Consider the following 19,597-nt stretch of genomic DNA (forward strand, 5'->3'; position numbering starts at 1 on the left):
AACTCGACATGTTGCCTGAAGTCACTCAATTCGAAGACACCGTCACGCTGGTCAGCGACACCGGCATCCAGTTCATGGATTTCGCCCTGCGCCTGGATCCCCGCAAGGAACCGGCGGGCGAGTTCGCACCGATGATCAGCGGGCTGATCTGCCGCCTGGCGTACAACGAAGAGAAAGACTTCTTTTTCTACGAACCCGAACCGGAAAAGGTCGAAAAAGCCAAGCCTGCGTTCAGCGTCGATATGAAAAGCAGCCTCGATTTACTCGACGGTATCTGGCTGCCGATCCCGTTTTTCCGCTTCATGCCGCCGCATCGCTTCGACGAAGGTCCGACCAACTGGTCGCGCATGCGCTTGGTGAAATTGGCGACTCCCGACATCGACGGTAATACCCACCGCCTGACGATGGCGTTCGACAGCCGTGTGATGCCCAAGCGTGACGGCACTGCCTATCTGGCGCCGAACGATGAAGACATCAGCTCCGGCGTGTCTTTCAAACTGGCGACCAAGGCTAGCGAAACCCGCTGGTTCCTGGCGCAACCGTGGGTCAACGAGTGGTTGCTGGAAGTGTTCAATGAGGGCAATGCCCACCGTTCGCGCGCAGAGCTGGACATCGATATCCGCGCCAACCATCACCTGGCGCACTACCTCAACTTGCTCAGCCTGTTGAGCAAACCGTCAGCCGCCCAGGAGTCGAAGGCCCGGGCGAAAGTTGAAATCCCCGAGCTGAAAGTGGTCGCCAACGACAGCAATGGCCTGGTCAAACCGATACCGGTAGACCTGGTGCTGGACGTCGGCAACTCGCGTACCTGCGGCATCCTGATCGAAAACCACGGTCAGGCCGGCTCCGGACTGAAGCAGAACTACGTGCTGGAACTGCGTGACCTGATCACCCCCGAACACACCTATAACCTGCCGTTTGAAAGCCGCGTGGAGTTCTCCCAGGCGTACTTCGGCAAGGACCACTGCTCGGTCAAGAGCGGTCGCCACGATGCGTTCCAATGGGCGACGATTGCCCGTGTCGGCAATGAGGCCAGTCGCCTGGCCAGTCGTCGTCGCGGCACCGAAGGCTCCACGGGCCTGTCCAGCCCGAAACGCTATCTGTGGGACGAACACGCCTATGGCCACGGCTGGCGTTTCAACTGCTCGTACATAAAGACCGACAATGAGCCGTACGCCACCGCCGCGCCGTTCTCGCACCTGATCAACGAAACCGGCGAGGCGCTTTACAGCCTCGAAGAAGACGATCGTCTGCCGGTGTTCATGCCGCGTTACTCACGCAGCTCGCTAATGACCTTCATGCTCGCCGAAGTACTGGCCCAGGCGCTGTCGCAAATCAACAGCCCGGCCCAGCGTTCGCGCCAGGGTCACACCCGCGTGCCGCGCCAGCTCAACAGCATTACCCTGACCGTGCCGCCGGGCATGCCGCAGGCCGAGCGCAGTATCCTCAACGAACGCATGCTGCAAGCCATCGGCCTGGTGTGGAAAAGCCTCGGCTGGCATGCCGGCGAGGAAGATCCACATCTGGATCAGGCTGTCAGTCCGCGCACGCCGATCCCGAGTATCCGCGTGGAATGGGACGAAGCGTCCTGCGGCCAGTTGGTGTACCTGTACACCGAGGTCAACGAGAACTTCGCCGGTCACCCGGAAGAGTTTTTTGACACCATCGCCCGGCCGGACAAGGTCGACCGTCAACGCATCACCCTCGCGACCATCGACATCGGCGGTGGCACCACCGACCTGGTGATCACCGACTACCGCCTCGACCGCGCGGGCAATACCGGCAGCGGCAGCAACGTGCACATCGTGCCGGAACAGCGTTTTCGCGATGGCTTCAAAGTGGCCGGCGACGACATCCTGCTGGACGTGATCCAGGACTTCATCCTGCCGAGTTTCGAAAAAGCCCTGCAGAACGCCGGCGTGAAGGCTCCGAACTCACTGATGTCACGGCTGTGTGGCGATGAATCGGTCAGTGCACAGGACATGATCCTGCGTCAGCAATTGAACCTCCAGGTGTTCGTCCCGCTGGGCCTGGCGCTGCTCAAGGCGTATGAGCATTACGATCCGCAGGTCCCGCAAGAAGTCATCCCGCAAAGCTACCGCCAATTGCTCGGTGACAATGCCATCAGCCAGACCGTGCTCGACTACGTCAATGTCGCCGTGCGTCGCGATGTCGGCGCCCAGAGCAGTTTCGACCTGTATGACGCGCCGATCAGCTTCGACCTGCAAAAGCTCCATGCCGCGTTCCTCAATGACCAGATCAACATCACCAAGATCCTGGGTGCACTGTGTGAAGTGGTCGCGCATTACCCCTGTGACGTCTTGCTGCTGACCGGCCGCCCTTCGCGCCTGCCCGGCATCCAGGCGTTCATTCGCAAGCTGTTGCCGCTGCCACCGGGGCGCATTCTGGCGCTGCAAAACTACCGCACCGGCGGCTGGTATCCGTTTCACAAGAACGGCCGGATCGACGACCCGAAAAGCACCGCCTCGGTCGGCGCCATGCTCTGCCTGTTGTGCGCCAACCACAGCGTGCCGAACTTCTACTTCCGGGCATCGGCGCTCAAGCCATATTCGACGGTCAAGCACATCGGCGTCATCGATCTGAACAACGTGATCAAGGATGCCGACGTGCTGTACCGCGACATCCAGTCCGAAGACTACAAAATCAAGCTACCTGAAATTGGCGTTGGCGACGCCGTCGACACACCGCAGCTGGAAATGCGCGGCGACCTGCGCCTCGGTTTTCGCCAGTTGGCCACCGAACGCTGGGCCGCTTCGCCGTTGTACACCTTGCGGTTCACCAAGGCGGGTCGGGAGAAGTTTTCCCGGGCAACCGGTGAAAACGGCAGCGCCCCGCTGCTCAAGGTGCGGTTCGAGGTCAAACCGGCGGACAAATACACGCGCAAGCAGGATCTGGTCAGCGATCGCCTCTCGGTTCGCGACATCGAATCCAACAGTAACAACGTCAACTTCAACCCGCGCAGCGACCTCGAGCTGGAACTCAACACCATGCTCGACGCCGGCCTGAGCGAGACCAAGTACTGGCTCGACAGTGGAAGTGTGAAACGCAAATGAATGACCTGACCCCCGATCAAACTCAGCTCTCTGCCAGTTGGGCCGCTGTTTATGAAGGCGCCGGTCAAGCGCTGGACTGGATTGAACAGACGCGCGGCAATGCGCCACGCCTGGACAGCGAAGCCGACAACCTGAACATCCGCCTGCACCGCGCCCGCAACCTGGCTCAAAGCCTCGGTCGCGTGGCCTGCACGCCGATGACCATTGGCTTTTTCGGCTTGTCCCAGGCCGGCAAGTCCTACCTGATTTCGGCCCTCGCCGCCGGTCAGAACGGCAAGCTGGAAACCGAGTTCGGCGACCATCGCCTGGACTTCATCAAACACATCAACCCGGTGGGTGGAGGCAAGGAAGCCACCGGCCTGGTCACGCGCTTCAGCCGTCGGGCGACGGCAAGCCAGGACAAGGACTTCCCGGTAGAACTTACGTTGTTCAAGGAAATCGAGCTGGCGAAGATTCTCGCCAACGCCTGGTTCAAGGATTTCGACCTTGAGCGGATTTCCTACGAGATCGACGAAGAGCGCATCCAGCGCGTGCTCAAACCGTTCGAAGGCCGCGAAACCGGGCCGCTGCAAACGGGCGTCAACGCCGACGATCTGGTGTCGCTGTGGGATTACCTGCGCGACAATTTTCGCAACTCGGTGAAGAAGCTTGAGCACCTGTACTGGCCCAAAGCGTTGCAGCTGGCGCCACGGCTGAATTTCCAGGAGCGGGCCGAGCTGTTTTCGATCCTCTGGGGTGAGCAAAGCGAGTTGACACGCGTGTACCAGAAACTGGCCGGCGCGCTGCACAAGCTGGGTCTGCCCGAGACCGTGTTCGCACCGTTGAAGGCCTTGGTGAGTTTCGACAACGACACCTACAGCCAGCGCGACAGCATCATGAACGTCGACATCCTCGAACGCTTCGGCAGCCCGCTGGACTTGCCGATCGAGGTTCGGCCGCTGGTTGGCGATCGCCTGCAAAACAGTCAGGCAATTGCGGTCGCGCAACTGGCGGCACTGACCGCCGAAATGACCTTCCGTCTGATCGAGGCGCCGGTAGATGACATCGTCAATCAGGTCGACCTGCTGGATTTCCCCGGTTATCGCGGGCGCCAGAAACTGCACGAGATCGCCGATTCCAACGACCCGCAATCCAGCGCCAAGGACAATTCCGTTTCCCAGCTGATCCTGCGCGGCAAGGTCGCCTACCTGTTCGAACGCTACACCGACAACCAGGAAATGAACGCACTGGTGGTCTGCACCAGTTCGACCAAGCAGAGCGACGTCAACGACGTGGGCCCGGTGCTGACCCGCTGGATCGAAAAAACCCAAGGCGCCGACTCGGCTGCTCGCAGCAAGCGCGATACTGGCCTGATCTGGGCGCTGACCATGCTCGACCTGCGCATTACCAACTCCCTGAGCCTGACACCCGATCAGTACGATGAGAGCTGGAACGGCATGGTCAAACTGACCATGCTGGAGCGTTTCGGCAGCCTGAGCTGGATGAACGACTGGGCCGGCACACCGTTCCAGAACACCTACCTGGTGCGCAAGCCGCGTATGGATGCGGCGTTCATCGGGCAAGACGCGACGGGTGCGGAAACCGGCCTCAATGCCATCTATCAGGAACGTGTCAGCGCGCTGGGCACCAGCTTCGCCAGCAACGCGCTGGTGTGCAAACACATCAAGAATCCGGTCAACGCCTGGACAGAAATGCTGCGCAACGATGACGGTGGCATCAGCCACTTCAGCGGCAGTTTCAAAGGCGTGGCGAATATCGAATTTAAACTGCAGCGTATCCGCGAGCAATTGAGCGAATGCCTCGAAGGCCTGACCACTCACGGCCTGAGCACCTGGTACCACGCTGACGACGACGGCGCCGCAGCCGCCAAGAAAGCCAAGGCGCAAATGATTCTGACGGGCCTGGGCCGTCGCCCCGCGGTACTTGGCGAATTGATCGATCAACTCGACATACCGAGCGAAGAGGTGCGCGACCTGTACCTCAGCGGTGTGTACGAAACCGATGATGAGCCGGTCGTGAACGACGAGCCGGTCACCCCGACACCGAGCCAGAGCCTCTACGGCAACGACGCCGGTTTCAATTTCGATTTCAGTGACGACCCGGGCCATGACGCGCCAGTCAGCAGTAAAACTGCCACCCCGGCACCCGAACTGCAAAGCAATGAGCACCGTTTCGCCAAAGCGGCGTTCAAGGCCTGGATCGCGCACCTGCGTGAACTGACCACCCGGCAAAGCCTGCTCAACCTGCTGGGGCTGGAAAAGGCCTTGCTGGAAGCGGTGGTCGATGAACTGATCACCGCCGGCTATCGCCAGGACTTGCCGGGGCAACTGAGCCGCGCCGTCCTCAAGCGCGCACAAAGTGGCGCGCGGCGTGATCAACTGGTCGAGCGCCAGGTGCTGGAAGTGCAGCGCGTGCTGCGCGATTTCGTGTCTTGGTTCGGCTACCTCCAGAAACCGGTGAGCGAGCGTCCGAACAGCCGCGCCGGTGCCAAGGAGCCCCTGTTTTCTTTCTACACCGACATTGGCCCGGGACAAGTGCCCGTACTGCCGGCGCAACCGGCGAATCAGGCGCAACGGTACCTGGGCGACTGGCTTTCGGGCCTGGCCTACATCACGCAGGACAATGCCGGCCATGGTGCCGGACGTGAAATCACCCCTGAACAGAACGAACGGCTGGGCCAAGTGCTCAAAGCCTTCGCAGCGAGATAAGCAATGCCAATTCGTGTCGACCTGCTCGCGTTAGAGCCCAATGTGCCTGGCCAGGCCCGCCTCACTGTGAAGAAATGGCAGGGTGACGAGCATCAGCTGGAATTTTCCATTCAGCGCAACCAGGACGGTTTTTACCTTCAGGACTACAAGGCCTGGAGCAACAACCCATTCTGGTTCAAGGTCTCGCGTTTCAACCTCATGGCCAACGGCGAAGCGTTGGAAACCCAGGTCGGACCAGACGTGGTTGACCCGCTGCTGGAAGGCGGCGCCAACTCGCAATTCCAGATCGAATTGCGTGAACAGGGCCAAGGCCACGCCGACAAAGGCGTGGTTCGGCCAGGCATCGGCTTGTTGCCGTCCACGGCCGGCGGCCAGACACGTTCGACTTACGGCGCTGTCGAACTGACGGCGCTCAGCGCACCGGCACCGGCACCAGAGATCCCGGAGATCCCGGATCTGCCTGAACTGACCCTGTCCACCGCCGAGCCAGAAATGGAGTTGGAATCGGTACTCACCGAGCGCGCCTATACGCCGCCTCCCGCACCGGTGAAGAAAAGCAACAAAGGCCTGATCGGCCTGTTGATTGTGGTGTTGCTGCTGGCGGCGGGCGCCGGATTCTGGTTCTACAAACGCACCCCAGCGCCTGCGGTTGCAGCCACTGCCGCCGCACCTGCCGGCGCCAATGCTCAAGCCTGCACCCTCGAGAGCATGAACAGCCTGCCCGAGTTGACCTTCGTCCAGACCTGCATCAAGGCGGCGCCGGACAGTGCCAGGTTGCTGGAGATCATCAACCAGGCCAAGGCCAGTAAACATTGCGGCGTCGCCCAGCGCCTGTACGCCAACCGTGCCCAGGCCGGTGACGTGCTGATCGCCAACGCCTATGCCCGCGAATACGACCCTAAATACCTGAAGGCCAGCGAGTGCTTCCCGGCCGCGGACAACGCCACCGCCGCCTACTGGTATGAAACCATCCTCACCCAGGACCCGAACAATGCCGAAGCCAAGCAGCGTTTCGAGGAGTTGCAGAAGTGATGCGTTCACCCATGAGTCGACTCCTGCTGAGCGGTGCCGCCTTGCTCGCTCTGTGCATCAGCCCGCTGTCCCAGGCCGATGACAAACCGCTGATCCAGGCCGGTAAAAAGACCCTGTTCCAACGCGTGCTGACCACACCGGGCTGCAAAATCAGCCCGACGGCGGGCGGTGCCGAAGGTGAAGCACAACCGGTCTTCAGCCGCTTCTATGTGTACGAGCGCGCCCAGGCAAACAATGCCGAATGGCTGAAAGTCGGCCCCGACAGTTATGGCAAAACCATTGGCTGGCTGCCTGCCAGCTGCACCACCGACTGGAAGATGCAGCTGACGCTGGCCTTCACCAACCCGGCCAACCGCGACCGGCTGCTCTTCTTCAAGGACCGCGCCACCGTTGAAGGCATCCTTGATGCGCCGGACCCGGTCAGCAAAGTTGCGCCGCTGCGTGCCACGCTGAAAAAGGGCCAGCAGGCACCGGGCGTACTGGCTGAAGAACCTGAATACTTCGTCGACCTGCAAAAGCAGTTTTACCTGCTGCCGGTGCTCAGTGGCGAAGAAGTCATGACCGAAAGCGGTTTTCGCACGCGCGTGCTCAACGTCGCTTCTGTCAGCAAGCCGGATGACAAAAACGCCAAGGGCGGTGCTGCAAGCAGCGCTGCCGGCAGCAAGGAAGCCGAAGAGAAAAAAGCCAACCAACTGAAGGAATTCAGTGCGGCCGTGGTATTTGTCATCGACTCGACGATCTCGATGGACCCCTACATCGACCGCACCCGCGAGGCGATCCGCAAGGTTTACCAGAAGATCGAAGCGCAGAACCTCGGCAAGCAGGTCAAGTTCGGCCTGGTGGCTTTCCGCTCCAACACCCAGGCGGTACCGGGGTTGGAATACACCACCAAGATGTACGCCGACCCTACCAAGGTGAAAGACAGTGCCGACTTTTTCGCCAAGATTGCAGACCTCAAGCAGGCCACCGTGTCGAGTAGCAGCTTCGATGAAGACTCGTTTGCCGGCGTCATGGAGAGCATCGACAAGGTCGACTGGAACCAGTTCGGCGCACGCTACGTGGTGCTGATCACCGATGCGGGCGCCATCGAAGGCGACGACAAGCTGTCGAAGACCGGCTTGAGTGCTGCGCAGGTGCGTATGGAAGCCGCCAACCCGGGCGTGGCGATTTACACCCTGCACCTGAAAACCCCGGCGGGAGCCAAGGACCATGCCAAGGCCGAGGCGCAATACAAGAACCTGTCGACCTACCCGGGCACCAACACTTCGCTGTACTACCCGGTGAACGCTGGCGATGTACAAGAGTTCGGGCGCAAGGTCGACGCCCTGGCCGGCGCGATCACTACACAAGTGAAAGCCGCCTACATGGGCGAAGACGCCATCGGCAGTGCGGCGAACGCCAAGCAGGACCCGGGCGAGAAAAAAATGCTCGAAGACGCAGCGCTGATCGGCCACGCCATGCAACTCGCCTATCTCGGCGAGAAGACCAACAGCAAAGCCCCGCCAGTGTTCAAGGCATGGATCACCGACCGCGACTTGATCAAGCAGAACATCCCGACCACCGACGTACGGGTGCTGCTGACCAAGTCGCAGCTCAGCGACTTGAGCGATGTGATGAAGCAGATTCTCGATGCCGCCAACGAAGGCCTGATTTCGCCGACGGATATGTTCAATCGCCTGCGTTCGGTGGCGGCGACCATGGGCGCCGATCCCAATCAGCTCAAGCAGAACAGCAATGCCAAACTGGCGGACATGGGCGCCCTCGGTGAATACCTCGAAGACCTGCCCTATCAAAGCGAAGTACTGAACCTCGATGAAGAAACCTGGAAGAGCTGGGATGGCCTGGCCCAGGAAAAATTCATCCGCACGCTGAACACCAAACTGCGGCATTACCAGCGTTACAACGCCGATGTCGACCGTTGGGTCGCTTTAGCCAAAGACAGCGATGCGCGGGACAACGTCTACCCCGTGCCACTGGAAATGATGCCTTAACGAGACGTCCATGCTCGATATCAAGAACCTGCTGGTGCGCCGTGGTGAAGGCGCACAGGCTCATCATGTGCGACTGCCGCACTTGCAGGTCGGCGCCGGGGAAATCCTCGCCATCACCGGCGAGAGTGGGAGCGGCAAAAGTACATTGCTCGAAGCCATCGGCCTGTTGCTCGCGCCGGTGGAGCTCGAGCGCTTCCGGCTGGGCCCGACGCACGCCCAGGATATCGCCCAACTGCTGGCCACTGACGACCAGCCTGCTCTAGCCGCGGTGCGTTCACGGCACTTGGGATTCATTTTGCAGAGCGGCGGCTTGCTGCCGTTCCTGAGCGTGCGCGACAACATCAGCCTGCCGCGCCGTTTGCTCGGGATGCCGGTGAAGAGCGATCACATCGACCACGCCGTTGACGTGTTGCGCCTGCAAGGGTTGCTGGATAAACAACCTCAAGCCTTGTCGATTGGCGAACGCCAGCGCGTTGCCTGCGTTCGGGCAATTGCCCATGAACCGCTGCTGCTGTTGGCCGACGAGCCGACCGCGGCGCTCGACCCTCACAGTGCCCGACGTTTGTTCGAGTTGCTCCTGAGCCTGGTGTCGAGCATGGGCCTGAGTGCGCTCGTTGTGTCCCATGACTGGGCTTTGTTGAAGGATTTCGGCTTGCCGCGTCTCGGCGCTATCAGCCATCAGGGGGAGACTCTGTTTGAACCGATGGACTGATCGCTTGCGCCTGCTGGGCTCACTGGCACTGCAAGACCTCTGGCACGACCGCAAGGTCTCGCTGTGTATCGCCGCGTCCCTGGTGGCGGTGATCGCGCCGTTGTTGCTGCTGTTCGGGCTCAAACACGGGGTGGTCAGCCAGCTGCAGGACGAACTGCTGCGCGACCCGCGCAACCTTGAAGTGAAGATGCTCAGCAACGGCAACTACGACTCGGCCTGGATCGAGCGTTTGCGCCAGCGCCCCGAGACCGGTTTTGCCCTCGGCCAAACCCGCTCGCTCAATACCCAGGCGGACCTGCTGATCGGCATGCAACGCTTTGTCGAAGGTGCGGAAATCATCGCCACTGAGCCCGGCGACCCTCAGCTGAACCTGGCATCCCTCAACCCCGTCGGCAATCAGGTGATCCTCAGCGCCAGCGCAGCGCAGCGCTTGCAGGCCAAGGCCGGTGACAGCGTGCAGCTGCGCGCCTTACGCCGCCTGGAAGGTGTCAATGAACGCGGCGAGATGACGCTGACGGTACTGGCCGTGCTCGACGGCGCCCGCTTCGGTCGCGCTGCCGCGTTTGTCGCCCCGCCGCTATTGCTGGATCTGGAGCGTTTTCGCGACGGTTATCAGGTCAGTGAATTTGGCGTCACCACCGGCAAGCCTCAGGATAATCTACAGCCGCTGTATGCCCGCGCCCGCGTTTATGCGCGCGACATCGATCAGGTCGCGCCGCTGGAACGCTGGCTCAACGAACAACACATCGAAACGTCGAGCCGACTGGCCGACATCGACAACGTCAAAGCCATCAACCATGTGCTGGGGTTGATCTTCGGGGTGATCGCCATGGCGGCGCTGATCGGCTGCGTGGCGTCCATGGTTGGCGCGTTCCTGGCCAACATCGATCGCAAACGCAAAAGCCTGGCGGTCCTGCGCCTGCTGGGTTTCAAGCGCAGGTCTGTCGGCGGCTTCGTGGTCCTGCAAGCGCTGGTGCTGGGTCTGGCTGGCTACGTGGGCGGGCTGGGATGTTATGCGGTGGGCAGTCATTTGTTCGACTACCTGCTCGGCAGCAGCCAAGCCACCGGCACCTTCGTTTGCCACATCACTGTCTGGCATGGCGTCGCCGCCCTGCTCCTGACCTTCCTGGTCGCTGCCTTGGTGGCCATGATCGGCGCCCTGAGAGCCATCAACATCCAACCTGCGGAGAGTCTGCGTGAGCTATAAACGTTTTGGCTTGCTGTTACCCCTGAGCCTCGGCTACTTGCTCGACGCCTCGGCGGCGGGCTGGGAAGAGAAGTATTACAACCCGATGCCCGAGGCTGGCGACGTCGTGCTGCCGATGCCCTGCGAAGGCTCGATGGTGTTCCGCAAGGTGTTCATCCCGGTCGCCGGCCCGCTCGACGACTATCCGATCAACATCGGTCAGGACGGTGCGGAATACGGCTATGTCGAGCAGACCCGCCCGACCTTTATCGCCGGCAGTTTTACCGGCGCCAAGAGCGACAAGTCCCGCTACTACCTGATGGCCAAGTACGAGATGAGTCAGTTGCAATACGCCGCGCTGACCGAAGCAACCTGCCCCACCGCTGCCACCAAGATGCGCTTGCCGCAAACGGCGGTGAGCTGGGTGCAAGCCATCGAGGCCGCCGACAAGTACAACCTGTGGCTACGCAAAAACGCCGCTGGCAAGCTGCCCAAGGAAGACGGCGCCCAAGGGTTCCTGCGCCTGCCAACCGAGGTCGAATGGGAGTTCGCCGCGCGCGGCGGGCTGGAAGTCGGCGCTGCTGAATTCCGCGACACGCACTACCCGATGCCAGAAGGCATCAACGCCTACGAGTGGTTCGCCGGGGCGCAATCGTCCAACGGCAAAGTGCAATTGACCGGCCTGCAAAAGCCCAACCCGCTGGGCCTGCATGACATGCTCGGTAACGTCGACGAAATGATGTTCGAGCCGTTTCGCCTGAACAAGCTCGACCGCCAGCACGGCCAGGCCGGCGGCTACGTCGTCCGTGGCGGAAACTACCTGACCGCGCAGGCCGACCTGCATACTGCATTACGTAAGGAAGAACCGTATTACAATGCCGAGGGCCAGGTGAAAAACAAGACCACCGGCCTGCGACTGGTGTTGGTCTCCCCGACCCTCACCTCTCGCGAACGGGTCGCCAGCATCGAAAGCAGCTGGAAGAAACTCGGCACCGGAAGCAACGAAGCCGAATCCGCCGACAAAGGCACCGTGCAATCGCTGAACAGCCTCGCCTCGGGCGTCGAAGACAAAGCGCTCAAGGAAAAGCTCCAGGCCCTGGAGAACCAGCTGCGCGCTAGCAACCAGCAGCAGGAAGAAACCCGCGACCAGGCGATCCGCGCCAGCCTCAACCTGGGTGCGTTCCTGTGCACCAAGATGCTCGACGACGGCCAGTACGTGGACTTCCTGCAAAAGAACTACAAGCTCAACTGCGAAGGCGCGGACAAAGACACCAGTTGCGACATGCGTAAAGGCAAGCTCGAGGAGCAAAAGGATCGCCTGCACAAACTCAGCCGTTACTACGCCAGCAGCCTGGTGGAATCGGCTACCTTGTACGGCCAGCCACTGCTTGAAACGCAAGTCCCGGTGATGGAAGAAATCATCACCCGCAACAAGCAGTTGCAAGACCTGAAACCTTACTTGCGCACGCACTGGGCCAATCAGAAAGCGTTCCTGCAAAAGCAGAAAATCGACACTGCAGCCTGGTTGAACAGCTGCAAAACCGTCACTCAATAACAATGCGTCAACACCGTTACGTAGGAGTTTCACCATGTCGCGCAGCCTTTGGACTCGCTTCAAACTACAGATCGCTTTCGTAGTCGCCAGCAGCCTGCTAATGACCGGTTGCGCCAACACCGGCAGCTCCATGCTCGGCGAAGGTGAAGGCGACGGTACCGACCCGCGCCTGACCCAGGGCAATGACGCAGAGTTCTTCAGCAAGTCCGGATACCAGGCCTGCGCCGTCGGCGCCGGTGTCGGCATCCTCGCTTGCGCGCTGTCCAACAGCAGCAACAAAACCGTGTGCGTCATCGCTGCCGGTATTACCGCGTGTGGCGTGGCCATGGGTGCGAACTATTACCTGGATCAACGTCGCGCTGAATACGCCGACACCACCACCCGCTTGGCGAAGATGAACAGCGACGTCGAACAAGACACGCAGAAAGTGATCGCCCGGACTGAGACCGCTCAGCAAGTGATCAATGATGACCGTGCGCAAATTGCCCAGATCAAAAAGGACATCGCCAACAAGAAAGTCGACAAGAGCAGAGCCCAGGCGCAAATCGCCGGGATCGATTCGGACATCGCGCGCCTGCGCAAAGACCTTGCCAACATGCGGACCAAAGTCACCGAGTACCGCAAGGTGGCAGACGCCGAGCGTTCGCAAGGCAGCAGCGCCGAGATCAGGCAAGTGGAGATGAACATTCAGAGAATGAACCAGAAAGTCGTCAGCCTCCAGAAGGAAGTCGACGCGCTGTACAGCCAACGCTCCGCAATCACCCTGGGCTAAACACATGACACCAAGACAACTGATGGTCATCACTGCCGTCCTGGCCCTGAGCGGTTGCGCGACCCAGCCCGGCGAATGCGATGCGACCAATCGCGACAGCAGCATGCTGACCAAGATGAACTGCGACTATTCCGGTGGTTACAGCGATCAGGTCAAGCAGAAGGAAGAGGCCCTGAGCGAATCCCGAAAGCAAAACGCAATGTTCCGTCAGGTGTACGAGAACATTCAGGCCCAGCAGCTCAGCACCAAGGCCGACCTGGCCAGCCAGCAGAAATCCCAGGCGGCGCTGAATCAGTCGCTGTCGAAACTGCTGACCTCGCTCAAGGCCCGGCGCGGCAATGAAGCCCAAGTGCAGAAGCAGATTGCCGACCTCGAGAAGCAACTCAAGGCTACGCAAGTGGCGCCAACGGCCAAAGCATCGCCAGCGGCACTGGCGGCCAGGCAGCAAGAACTGAAAACGTTGCAGAAAAAGGTCAACCAGCTGCAATTCAGCCTCGGCTACGAAGAGTAACTTTTCACCCCGCAAGCATCCCGAGGGATGCCTGCACTTTTTCAGGAATCGTCGTCATGCAGCGGGTCATCAGGGATGCGCAAGCCACATCGGAGGGGATGAGTGCGCTGCAAGCCAAAGTCGCCCTCATCCAGAAACACTTTCCGCCGACCGTCGCCAGTCTGTTTGCCATCCCGCGGATGGGCAGCGGCGACGTGCTGGAATGGTGGACTGAACTGGGTGGCCAACCCACGCCTTATGCCGATCTCAACGAGGACGCGCAACGACGTTTGCTGGAAACCTATGAGGTGCGCCAAACGTCCCTCGCACAGCTGGCGGATGAACTGCAAAAACGCGGTCAACCGACGGAAGCGCAAGACCTGCGCAGCCTGCTCGGCACGCCTGAGCTGGACAAACTCTACAGCCTCAACGGTGAGCCTTTGGTGGTGCGCTGGAACCAGCGTCCGCCCAAACCGATTGTGCCGCCAGTGATTCCGGTGGCACCGATCGTACCGCCGTCGCGGCGTGGCTGGTGGATCGCGGCGGCCTTACTCGCGCTGCTGTTGCTGCTTCTGGCGCTCTGGCTCTGGTGGTTCCTGCACCGTGAGCCGGTGGTCGTGGTTCCGCCTGTAGCGCCTGTGGCGCCGGTGGTTACGCCGGCTGAGAAACCGCTTGAGAAACCGGTTGAACCCGCCCCCGCGCCTGTGGTGGAACCGGAACCGAAACCTGTTCCGGCACCAGAACCCACACCAGAACCGGTGCCGGAACCCAAGCCGGTCCCACCCCCAAAACCGGCACCGGCACCGGCACCGGCACCCGTACCGGAACCCAAGCCGGCCCCGCCACCCAAACCGGTTCCACCACCAAAACCGGTAGTGGCTGCCCCGCCACCAGCCCCGCCCCCAGCTCCGACGCTGGACAACTTCGCATGCCGCAAAACAGCACCGAAGTCAGAGGTCCCGCAGTTCGTGGTGGTGCTCGACACCTCGGGTTCGATGGATTTGAACATCAAGGCAGTGAGAGCCGACGAGGACTGGTTCTACGGTCCTGACATCAACAAGCTGCTGGACCCGAACCGCACCATGCGGCTTACCGCCAAGCCCAGCCGCATGGACGTCGCCAAGGAGTCGCTGGCCGGCATGATCAACGGGCTGGACCCGAAGATTGATACACGCCTGATCACCTTTGCCGGCTGCGAAAGAACGCCGGACCGGGGTTTGTTCAAGTTCGGCGACCGCCCGCGGTTGATCAACGGGATTCGAGGCCTGGTTCCCGACGAAGGCACACCGCTGGCCGACAGCCTGGCCCACGCGGCGAGCACGGTCGACGGACGCAATAACGATGCCGTGATCGTGATGTTCGTCGACGGCGAAGACGGTTGCGGACAGGATGTTTGCGCGGTATCCCGTCGAATCGCCAGGGAGCAACCACGCCTGCGAGTCAACGTGGTGAAAATCGGTGCGGGCGGCCCGTCACGCTGTATCGCTGAAAATACCGGAGGTCGGATTTACAACAGCACCAACGCAGCTGAGTTGGGTAACCTGTTGAAACAGGCGAGCAAGGAAGTATCCAGCAATGCCAAGTGTGATTAGCTTGGCGACGGATCCGCCATTGAGGCTTGCCGGCGATGATTCAGCTCAAGTGCTCGACCGCCGGTAACTCCATGGCCCGAACCTCGCCCAACAAAAAAACGCTGAGGCGGCGTAAACGCTCACCTCCGGGGCGGGTTTTCGGCCAGACCAGGTAATAATTCTCACCGCTGGCGACCGCCGTCGGCCACGGCAAACTCAGGCGACCCTGCGCAACATCTTCAGCCACCATCAACAAATCGCCCATGGACACGCCATAGCCTCGGGCGGCGGCGATCATCCCCAACTCCAGCGTGTCGAACACCTGGCCGCCCTTGAGTGAGACCTGGTCAGTCAGGCCCATGCGCTCCAGCCAGCTGCGCCAGTCGCGACGGTCGGGTGTTGGGTGAAGCAGTTCGGTGCTGGCCAGCCGTGCGACGTCCCACGGCTGATCGTTCAGAAGATTGGGCGCGCCCACCGGAATCAGTTCCTCTGGAAATAACAAAGTAGCCTCCCAGTCCGGCGGGAAATGCCCGTTGCTGAGGATCACGGCGCAATCGAACGGTTCCTGATTGAAGTCCACCGAGTCGATGTCCATCCACGCGCTGGTCAGCTGTACTTCATTGCCCGGTTGAAGGTGCCGAAAACGGCTGAGCCGCGCCAGCAACCAGCGCATGGTCAAGGTCGACGGGGCTTTCATACGCAGGATGTCGTCTTCGGCGCGCAAGGTATTGCAGGCGCGCTCCAGGGCAGAGAAACCGTCGCGAATGCCCGGCAGGATCAACCGCGCCGACTCAGTGAGTTGCAGGTTTCGCCCGCTGCGGTGAAACAACCGACAGGCAAAATGCTCTTCGAGCGTACGAATATGCCGACTGACCGCGCTTTGGGTAATCGACAGCTCTTCCGCAGCCCGGGTAAACGATGTGTGACGCGCCGCTGCTTCAAATGCGCGCAGAGCATATAAAGGAGGAAGACGACGCGACATCAGGAAAGCTCCTACAGCGGTTTTGAATACCCTAGCAGAAAATCTCCAGCATGAGTTTGAATCATGCTACCCATCCTTTTTATCCCTTTGTGCAATCCCCGTAGAGCGCCGAGAATCGACGCTTTCCTGTCTCCTTTGATAATCGAGCGTGATGACCATGCAGCATCCAGCGCGAATTGAACTCTGGGCCATCCTGCGGCTGGCGGGGCCGCTGATCGCCTCGCAGTTGGCGCACATGTTGATGGTCCTCACCGACACCTTGATGATGGCGCGACTGAGCCCCGAGGCCCTGGCGGGCGGCGGGCTCGGTGCGGCGACTTACTCGTTCGTGTCGATTTTCTGCATCGGCGTGATCGCGGCGGTCGGCACCCTGGTGGCGATCCGCCAGGGTGCGGGCGACATCCTCGGCGCGACCCGGTTGACCCAGGCCGGGTTATGGCTGGCCTGGCTGATGGCGCTGGTGGCGGGCTTGCTGCTGTGGAACCTCAAGCCGGTACTGTTGCTGTTCGGCCAGACCGAAAGCAACGTCCAGTCGGCCGGTCAATTCCTGATCTTCCTGCCGTTCGCCCTGCCCGGCTACCTGAGCTTCATGGCCCTGCGTGGCTTCACCAGCGCGATCGGCCGGGCAACGCCGGTCATGGTCATCAGCCTGGGGGGCACCGTCGCCAACTTCCTGCTGAACTACGCGTTGATCACCGGGATGTTCGGTTTGCCGAAACTGGGGCTGATGGGCATTGGCCTGGTCACGGCAATTGTCGCCAACCTGATGGCGCTGGCGCTGGCGTGGCACATTCGCCGGCACCCGGCCTACGACGCCTATCCCCTGCGCCGGGGTCTGTTGCGGCTCAACCGACAGTACCTGAAGGAGCTGTGGCGCCTGGGGCTGCCGATTGGGGGCACCTACGCCGTGGAGGTTGGGCTGTTTGCCTTCGCCGCTTTGTGCATGGGCACCATGGGCAGCACGCAGCTGGGGGCGCACCAGATCGCCCTGCAAATTGTCTCGGTGGCATTCATGGTGCCCGCGGGGATTTCCTACGCGATCACCATGCGCATCGGTCAGCACTACGGCGCCGGGCAGTTACTGGACGCACGGCTGGCCGGAAGGGTGGGCCTGGCTTTTGGCGCGGTGGCGATGCTGTGCTTTGCGATGGTCTTCTGGCTGTTGCCAAATCAGTTGGTCGGGCTGTTTCTCGATCACAACGACCCCGCGTTTCGCGATGTCATCAACCTGGCGGTGAGCCTGCTGGCAGTGGCGGCATGGTTCGAGCTGTTCGACGGCACGCAAACCATCGCCATGGGCTGTATTCGTGGGCTCAAGGACGCCAAGACCACCTTCCTGGTGGGCCTGGGCTGTTACTGGCTGATTGGCGCCCCGGCAGCCTGGTGGATGGCGTTCCACTTGAATTGGGGGCCAACGGGCGTCTGGTGGGGCTTGGCACTGGGACTGGCCTGTGCAGCGGTGGCCCTGACGCTGGCGTTTGAATGGAAGATGAAGCGGATGATTCGGCGGGAGCCGGTGCCAGGACATTTCGACGCCATCCAGGCCGAATGAAAACTCTGTAGGAGCTGGCTTGCCAGCTCCTACAGGTTTTGTGTTCAGACCACGATTTCCAGCGGCGCCTGCTGATTGCCGTCAAACATCAGGTACTCCACCAGCTCCGCCAACGGCAACGGCTTGCTGATCAGATACCCCTGCACCTGATCGCAATCGAACCCGCGCAACAGATCCAGTTGCTCCGGCGTCTCCACGCCCTCGGCAACCACTTCCAGATTGAGGTTGTGCGCCAGGTTGATCATCGCGTGCACCAGTTGACGGTTTTCTTCGCGCTGCTCCATGCCACCGACAAAGCTCTTGTCGATCTTCAACAACGTAATCGGCAGGCTGTTGAGGTGCACAAAGGATGAAAAGCCGGTACCGAAGTCATCGAGGGAGAAGCGCACGCCCAGGCGCCCAAGGGCGTCCATGGTCTGCTTGACCAGGTCGCTGCGGCGCATGACCGCGGTTTCGGTCAGTTCGAATTCCAGCCACTGCGCTTCGACTCCGCGCTCGCTGATCAGCCGGCTCAGGGTCGAGAGCAACTGGCTGTCCTGAAATTGCCGGAACGACAGGTTGATCGCCATGTGCAACGGCGGCAAACCTAGCTCAAGCAACGCCTGCATATCGCGCAATGCCCGGGAAATGACCCAGTAACCCAGCGGCACGATCAAACCGCTCTGCTCGGCCAGGGGCACGAACTCGCTCGGTGGCAGCAAGCCGCGCTCGGCATGACGCCAGCGCACCAAGGCTTCGAGGCCGACGATTTGCCCGTCTTCAAGGTTCATTCGCGGCTGGTAATGCAGTTCCAGCTCATCGCGGCGCAAGGCCCGGCGCAGCTCGGTTTCGAGGTCGGCGATACTGCGGGCATTGCGGTTGATGCGTTCGTTGAAAATATGAAATGTGCAGCCCTGGGTGCTTTTCGCTTGCTGCATGGCGATATGCGCGTGCCACATCAACGGGTCGGCGCCCGCCTGCGCTCGTGCATGGGCAATGCCCAGGCTGGAGCCGATCAGCAGGCTTTCGCCGTCGACCCAATAAGGCTCGGCCAACGCTTCGGTAATGCGCTCGGCCATCCATTCGGCGCGCTCAGGAGCGCGGCGGGTGTCGATCAGCAAGGCGAACTCATCGCTGCCCAATCGCGCCAGTTGATCGCCGGCCTCAAGCTGGCCTTTGAGCCGCGCGACCACTTGCAGGATCAGGCGGTCACCGGCCTGGTGGCCGAGGGCATCATTGGCGTAACGAAAGTTGTCGAGGTCAAGATGGCCGAGGGCCAGGCCACGACCATCGTTTTCCGCCAGCCGCGCCGTCAAGAGGGTCTGGAAACCCTGGCGGTTGGCGATGCCGGTCAGCGGATCCTGCTCGGCCAGGCGTTGCAGGGTGTTTTCCAGTAAGCCGCGCTCACGCACATGGCGCAGGCAACGGCGCAACATGCCCGGGTCAAGATGGTCACGCACCAGCCAGTCGCTTACACCGTCGGGCGCGGTCACGGGTTCATGCTCGAGCAGCAACACCGTCGGCAGGCAGCAACGGCCCGGCGCCGGCTGGAGAGCCGGGATCGTCAACAACACCGCGCTGCGGTTGTCATCGAACAGACTGCTGACCGACTCCCAGCTCGGCGCACTGATGAGCACGGCCAAGCTCCCCATCGGAGCCAGACACTCGCGCAACAACGCTGCCCACGCTGGCTCTTCGGCCAATAGCAGCAAACGCAAGGGTTCGACAGGCGTAGACAAGCTAGCTCCCTAGACTCTGCAAAGATGTAGGCGACGGCATTATGCCGCGCCGATCCCTGATGACCAATGGACATCCGAGGCCTTTGTATCCGGAATTACGAACATTAGACGCGAATTCGTCGTGCATCCTGCGTGAAAGTAACAAAACCGGCAAATACAGATCGCGCTGTACGTCACAAGTCGGAGAGAGCAGCACAATTCTCTGAGCCTGTTAAAATGCCGGCCCATTTCGTGACTGACTCCTGAATTTACCT

Annotated in this window: 13 protein-coding genes; 11 read left to right on the forward strand and 2 right to left on the reverse strand. The window is 61.1% G+C overall.

All coding sequences use genetic code 11. From position 1 onward, the window contains the following. The first annotated feature begins 8 nt into the window (after positions 1-8). Genes HGP31_RS30305 through HGP31_RS30350 form a run of 10 tightly spaced genes read left to right on the forward strand, consistent with a single transcriptional unit; the run spans position 9 to position 15,112 of the window. On the forward strand, positions 9-3,074 hold the full coding sequence (locus HGP31_RS30305; protein ID WP_020799387.1) for a virulence factor SrfB: 3,066 nt from the start codon (positions 9-11) through the stop codon (positions 3,072-3,074). Then, entirely contained in the window at positions 3,071-5,782 is a 2,712-nt protein-coding gene (locus tag HGP31_RS30310; protein ID WP_020799388.1) for a putative virulence factor, read from the forward strand. The genes HGP31_RS30305 and HGP31_RS30310 overlap by 4 nt, the downstream gene beginning before the upstream one ends. 3 nt (positions 5,783-5,785) lie before the next feature. Next, positions 5,786-6,814 carry a hypothetical protein gene (locus HGP31_RS30315; protein ID WP_168759117.1) on the forward strand — a complete coding sequence of 343 codons (1,029 nt, stop codon included), beginning with the start codon at positions 5,786-5,788 and terminating at the stop codon, positions 6,812-6,814. 11 nt (positions 6,815-6,825) lie between these two features. Beyond that, positions 6,826-8,805, forward strand: coding sequence for a vWA domain-containing protein (locus HGP31_RS30320; RefSeq protein WP_168759118.1), 1,980 nt, complete (start codon positions 6,826-6,828; stop codon positions 8,803-8,805). A gap of 10 nt (positions 8,806-8,815) precedes the next feature. Then, on the forward strand, positions 8,816-9,517 hold the full coding sequence (locus HGP31_RS30325) for an ABC transporter ATP-binding protein (RefSeq protein WP_168759119.1): 702 nt from the start codon (positions 8,816-8,818) through the stop codon (positions 9,515-9,517). Next, on the forward strand, positions 9,501-10,724 hold the full coding sequence (locus HGP31_RS30330; RefSeq protein ID WP_033039478.1) for an ABC transporter permease: 1,224 nt from the start codon (positions 9,501-9,503) through the stop codon (positions 10,722-10,724). The genes HGP31_RS30325 and HGP31_RS30330 overlap by 17 nt, the downstream gene beginning before the upstream one ends. Then, the gene (locus HGP31_RS30335; RefSeq protein WP_020799393.1) at positions 10,714-12,258 is read left to right on the forward strand and encodes an SUMF1/EgtB/PvdO family nonheme iron enzyme; all 1,545 of its coding nucleotides are present in this window, start codon (positions 10,714-10,716) and stop codon (positions 12,256-12,258) included. Before HGP31_RS30330 ends, HGP31_RS30335 begins: the two co-directional genes overlap by 11 nt. Positions 12,259-12,292: 34 nt before the next feature. After that, positions 12,293-13,030, forward strand: coding sequence for a hypothetical protein (locus HGP31_RS30340; RefSeq protein WP_020799394.1), 738 nt, complete (start codon positions 12,293-12,295; stop codon positions 13,028-13,030). Positions 13,031-13,034: 4 nt separating this feature from the next. Beyond that, entirely contained in the window at positions 13,035-13,541 is a 507-nt protein-coding gene (locus tag HGP31_RS30345; RefSeq protein WP_168759120.1) for an ATP-binding cassette domain-containing protein, read from the forward strand. A 56-nt stretch (positions 13,542-13,597) separates the two neighbouring features. Further along, on the forward strand, positions 13,598-15,112 hold the full coding sequence (locus HGP31_RS30350) for a vWA domain-containing protein (protein ID WP_168759121.1): 1,515 nt from the start codon (positions 13,598-13,600) through the stop codon (positions 15,110-15,112). 40 nt (positions 15,113-15,152) lie between these two features. Here the strand turns inward: HGP31_RS30350 and HGP31_RS30355 are convergent, their stop codons facing one another. Next, on the reverse strand, positions 15,153-16,073 hold the full coding sequence (locus tag HGP31_RS30355) for a LysR substrate-binding domain-containing protein (protein ID WP_020799397.1): 921 nt from the start codon (positions 16,071-16,073) through the stop codon (positions 15,153-15,155). Positions 16,074-16,230: 157 nt separating this feature from the next. Here HGP31_RS30355 and HGP31_RS30360 point away from each other — a divergent pair, with 157 nt between their 5' ends. Continuing rightward, entirely contained in the window at positions 16,231-17,625 is a 1,395-nt protein-coding gene (locus tag HGP31_RS30360) for a NorM family multidrug efflux MATE transporter (RefSeq protein ID WP_042955649.1), read from the forward strand. 44 nt (positions 17,626-17,669) lie between these two features. Here the strand turns inward: HGP31_RS30360 and HGP31_RS30365 are convergent, their stop codons facing one another. Continuing rightward, positions 17,670-19,343, reverse strand: a complete 1,674-nt coding sequence (locus HGP31_RS30365; protein WP_020799399.1) for a putative bifunctional diguanylate cyclase/phosphodiesterase — start codon at positions 19,341-19,343, stop codon at positions 17,670-17,672. Positions 19,344-19,597 lie beyond the last annotated feature (254 nt).

It is taken from the genome of Pseudomonas umsongensis (genome assembly GCF_012647205.1).
Classification (GTDB): Bacteria; Pseudomonadota; Gammaproteobacteria; order Pseudomonadales; family Pseudomonadaceae; genus Aquipseudomonas; species Aquipseudomonas umsongensis.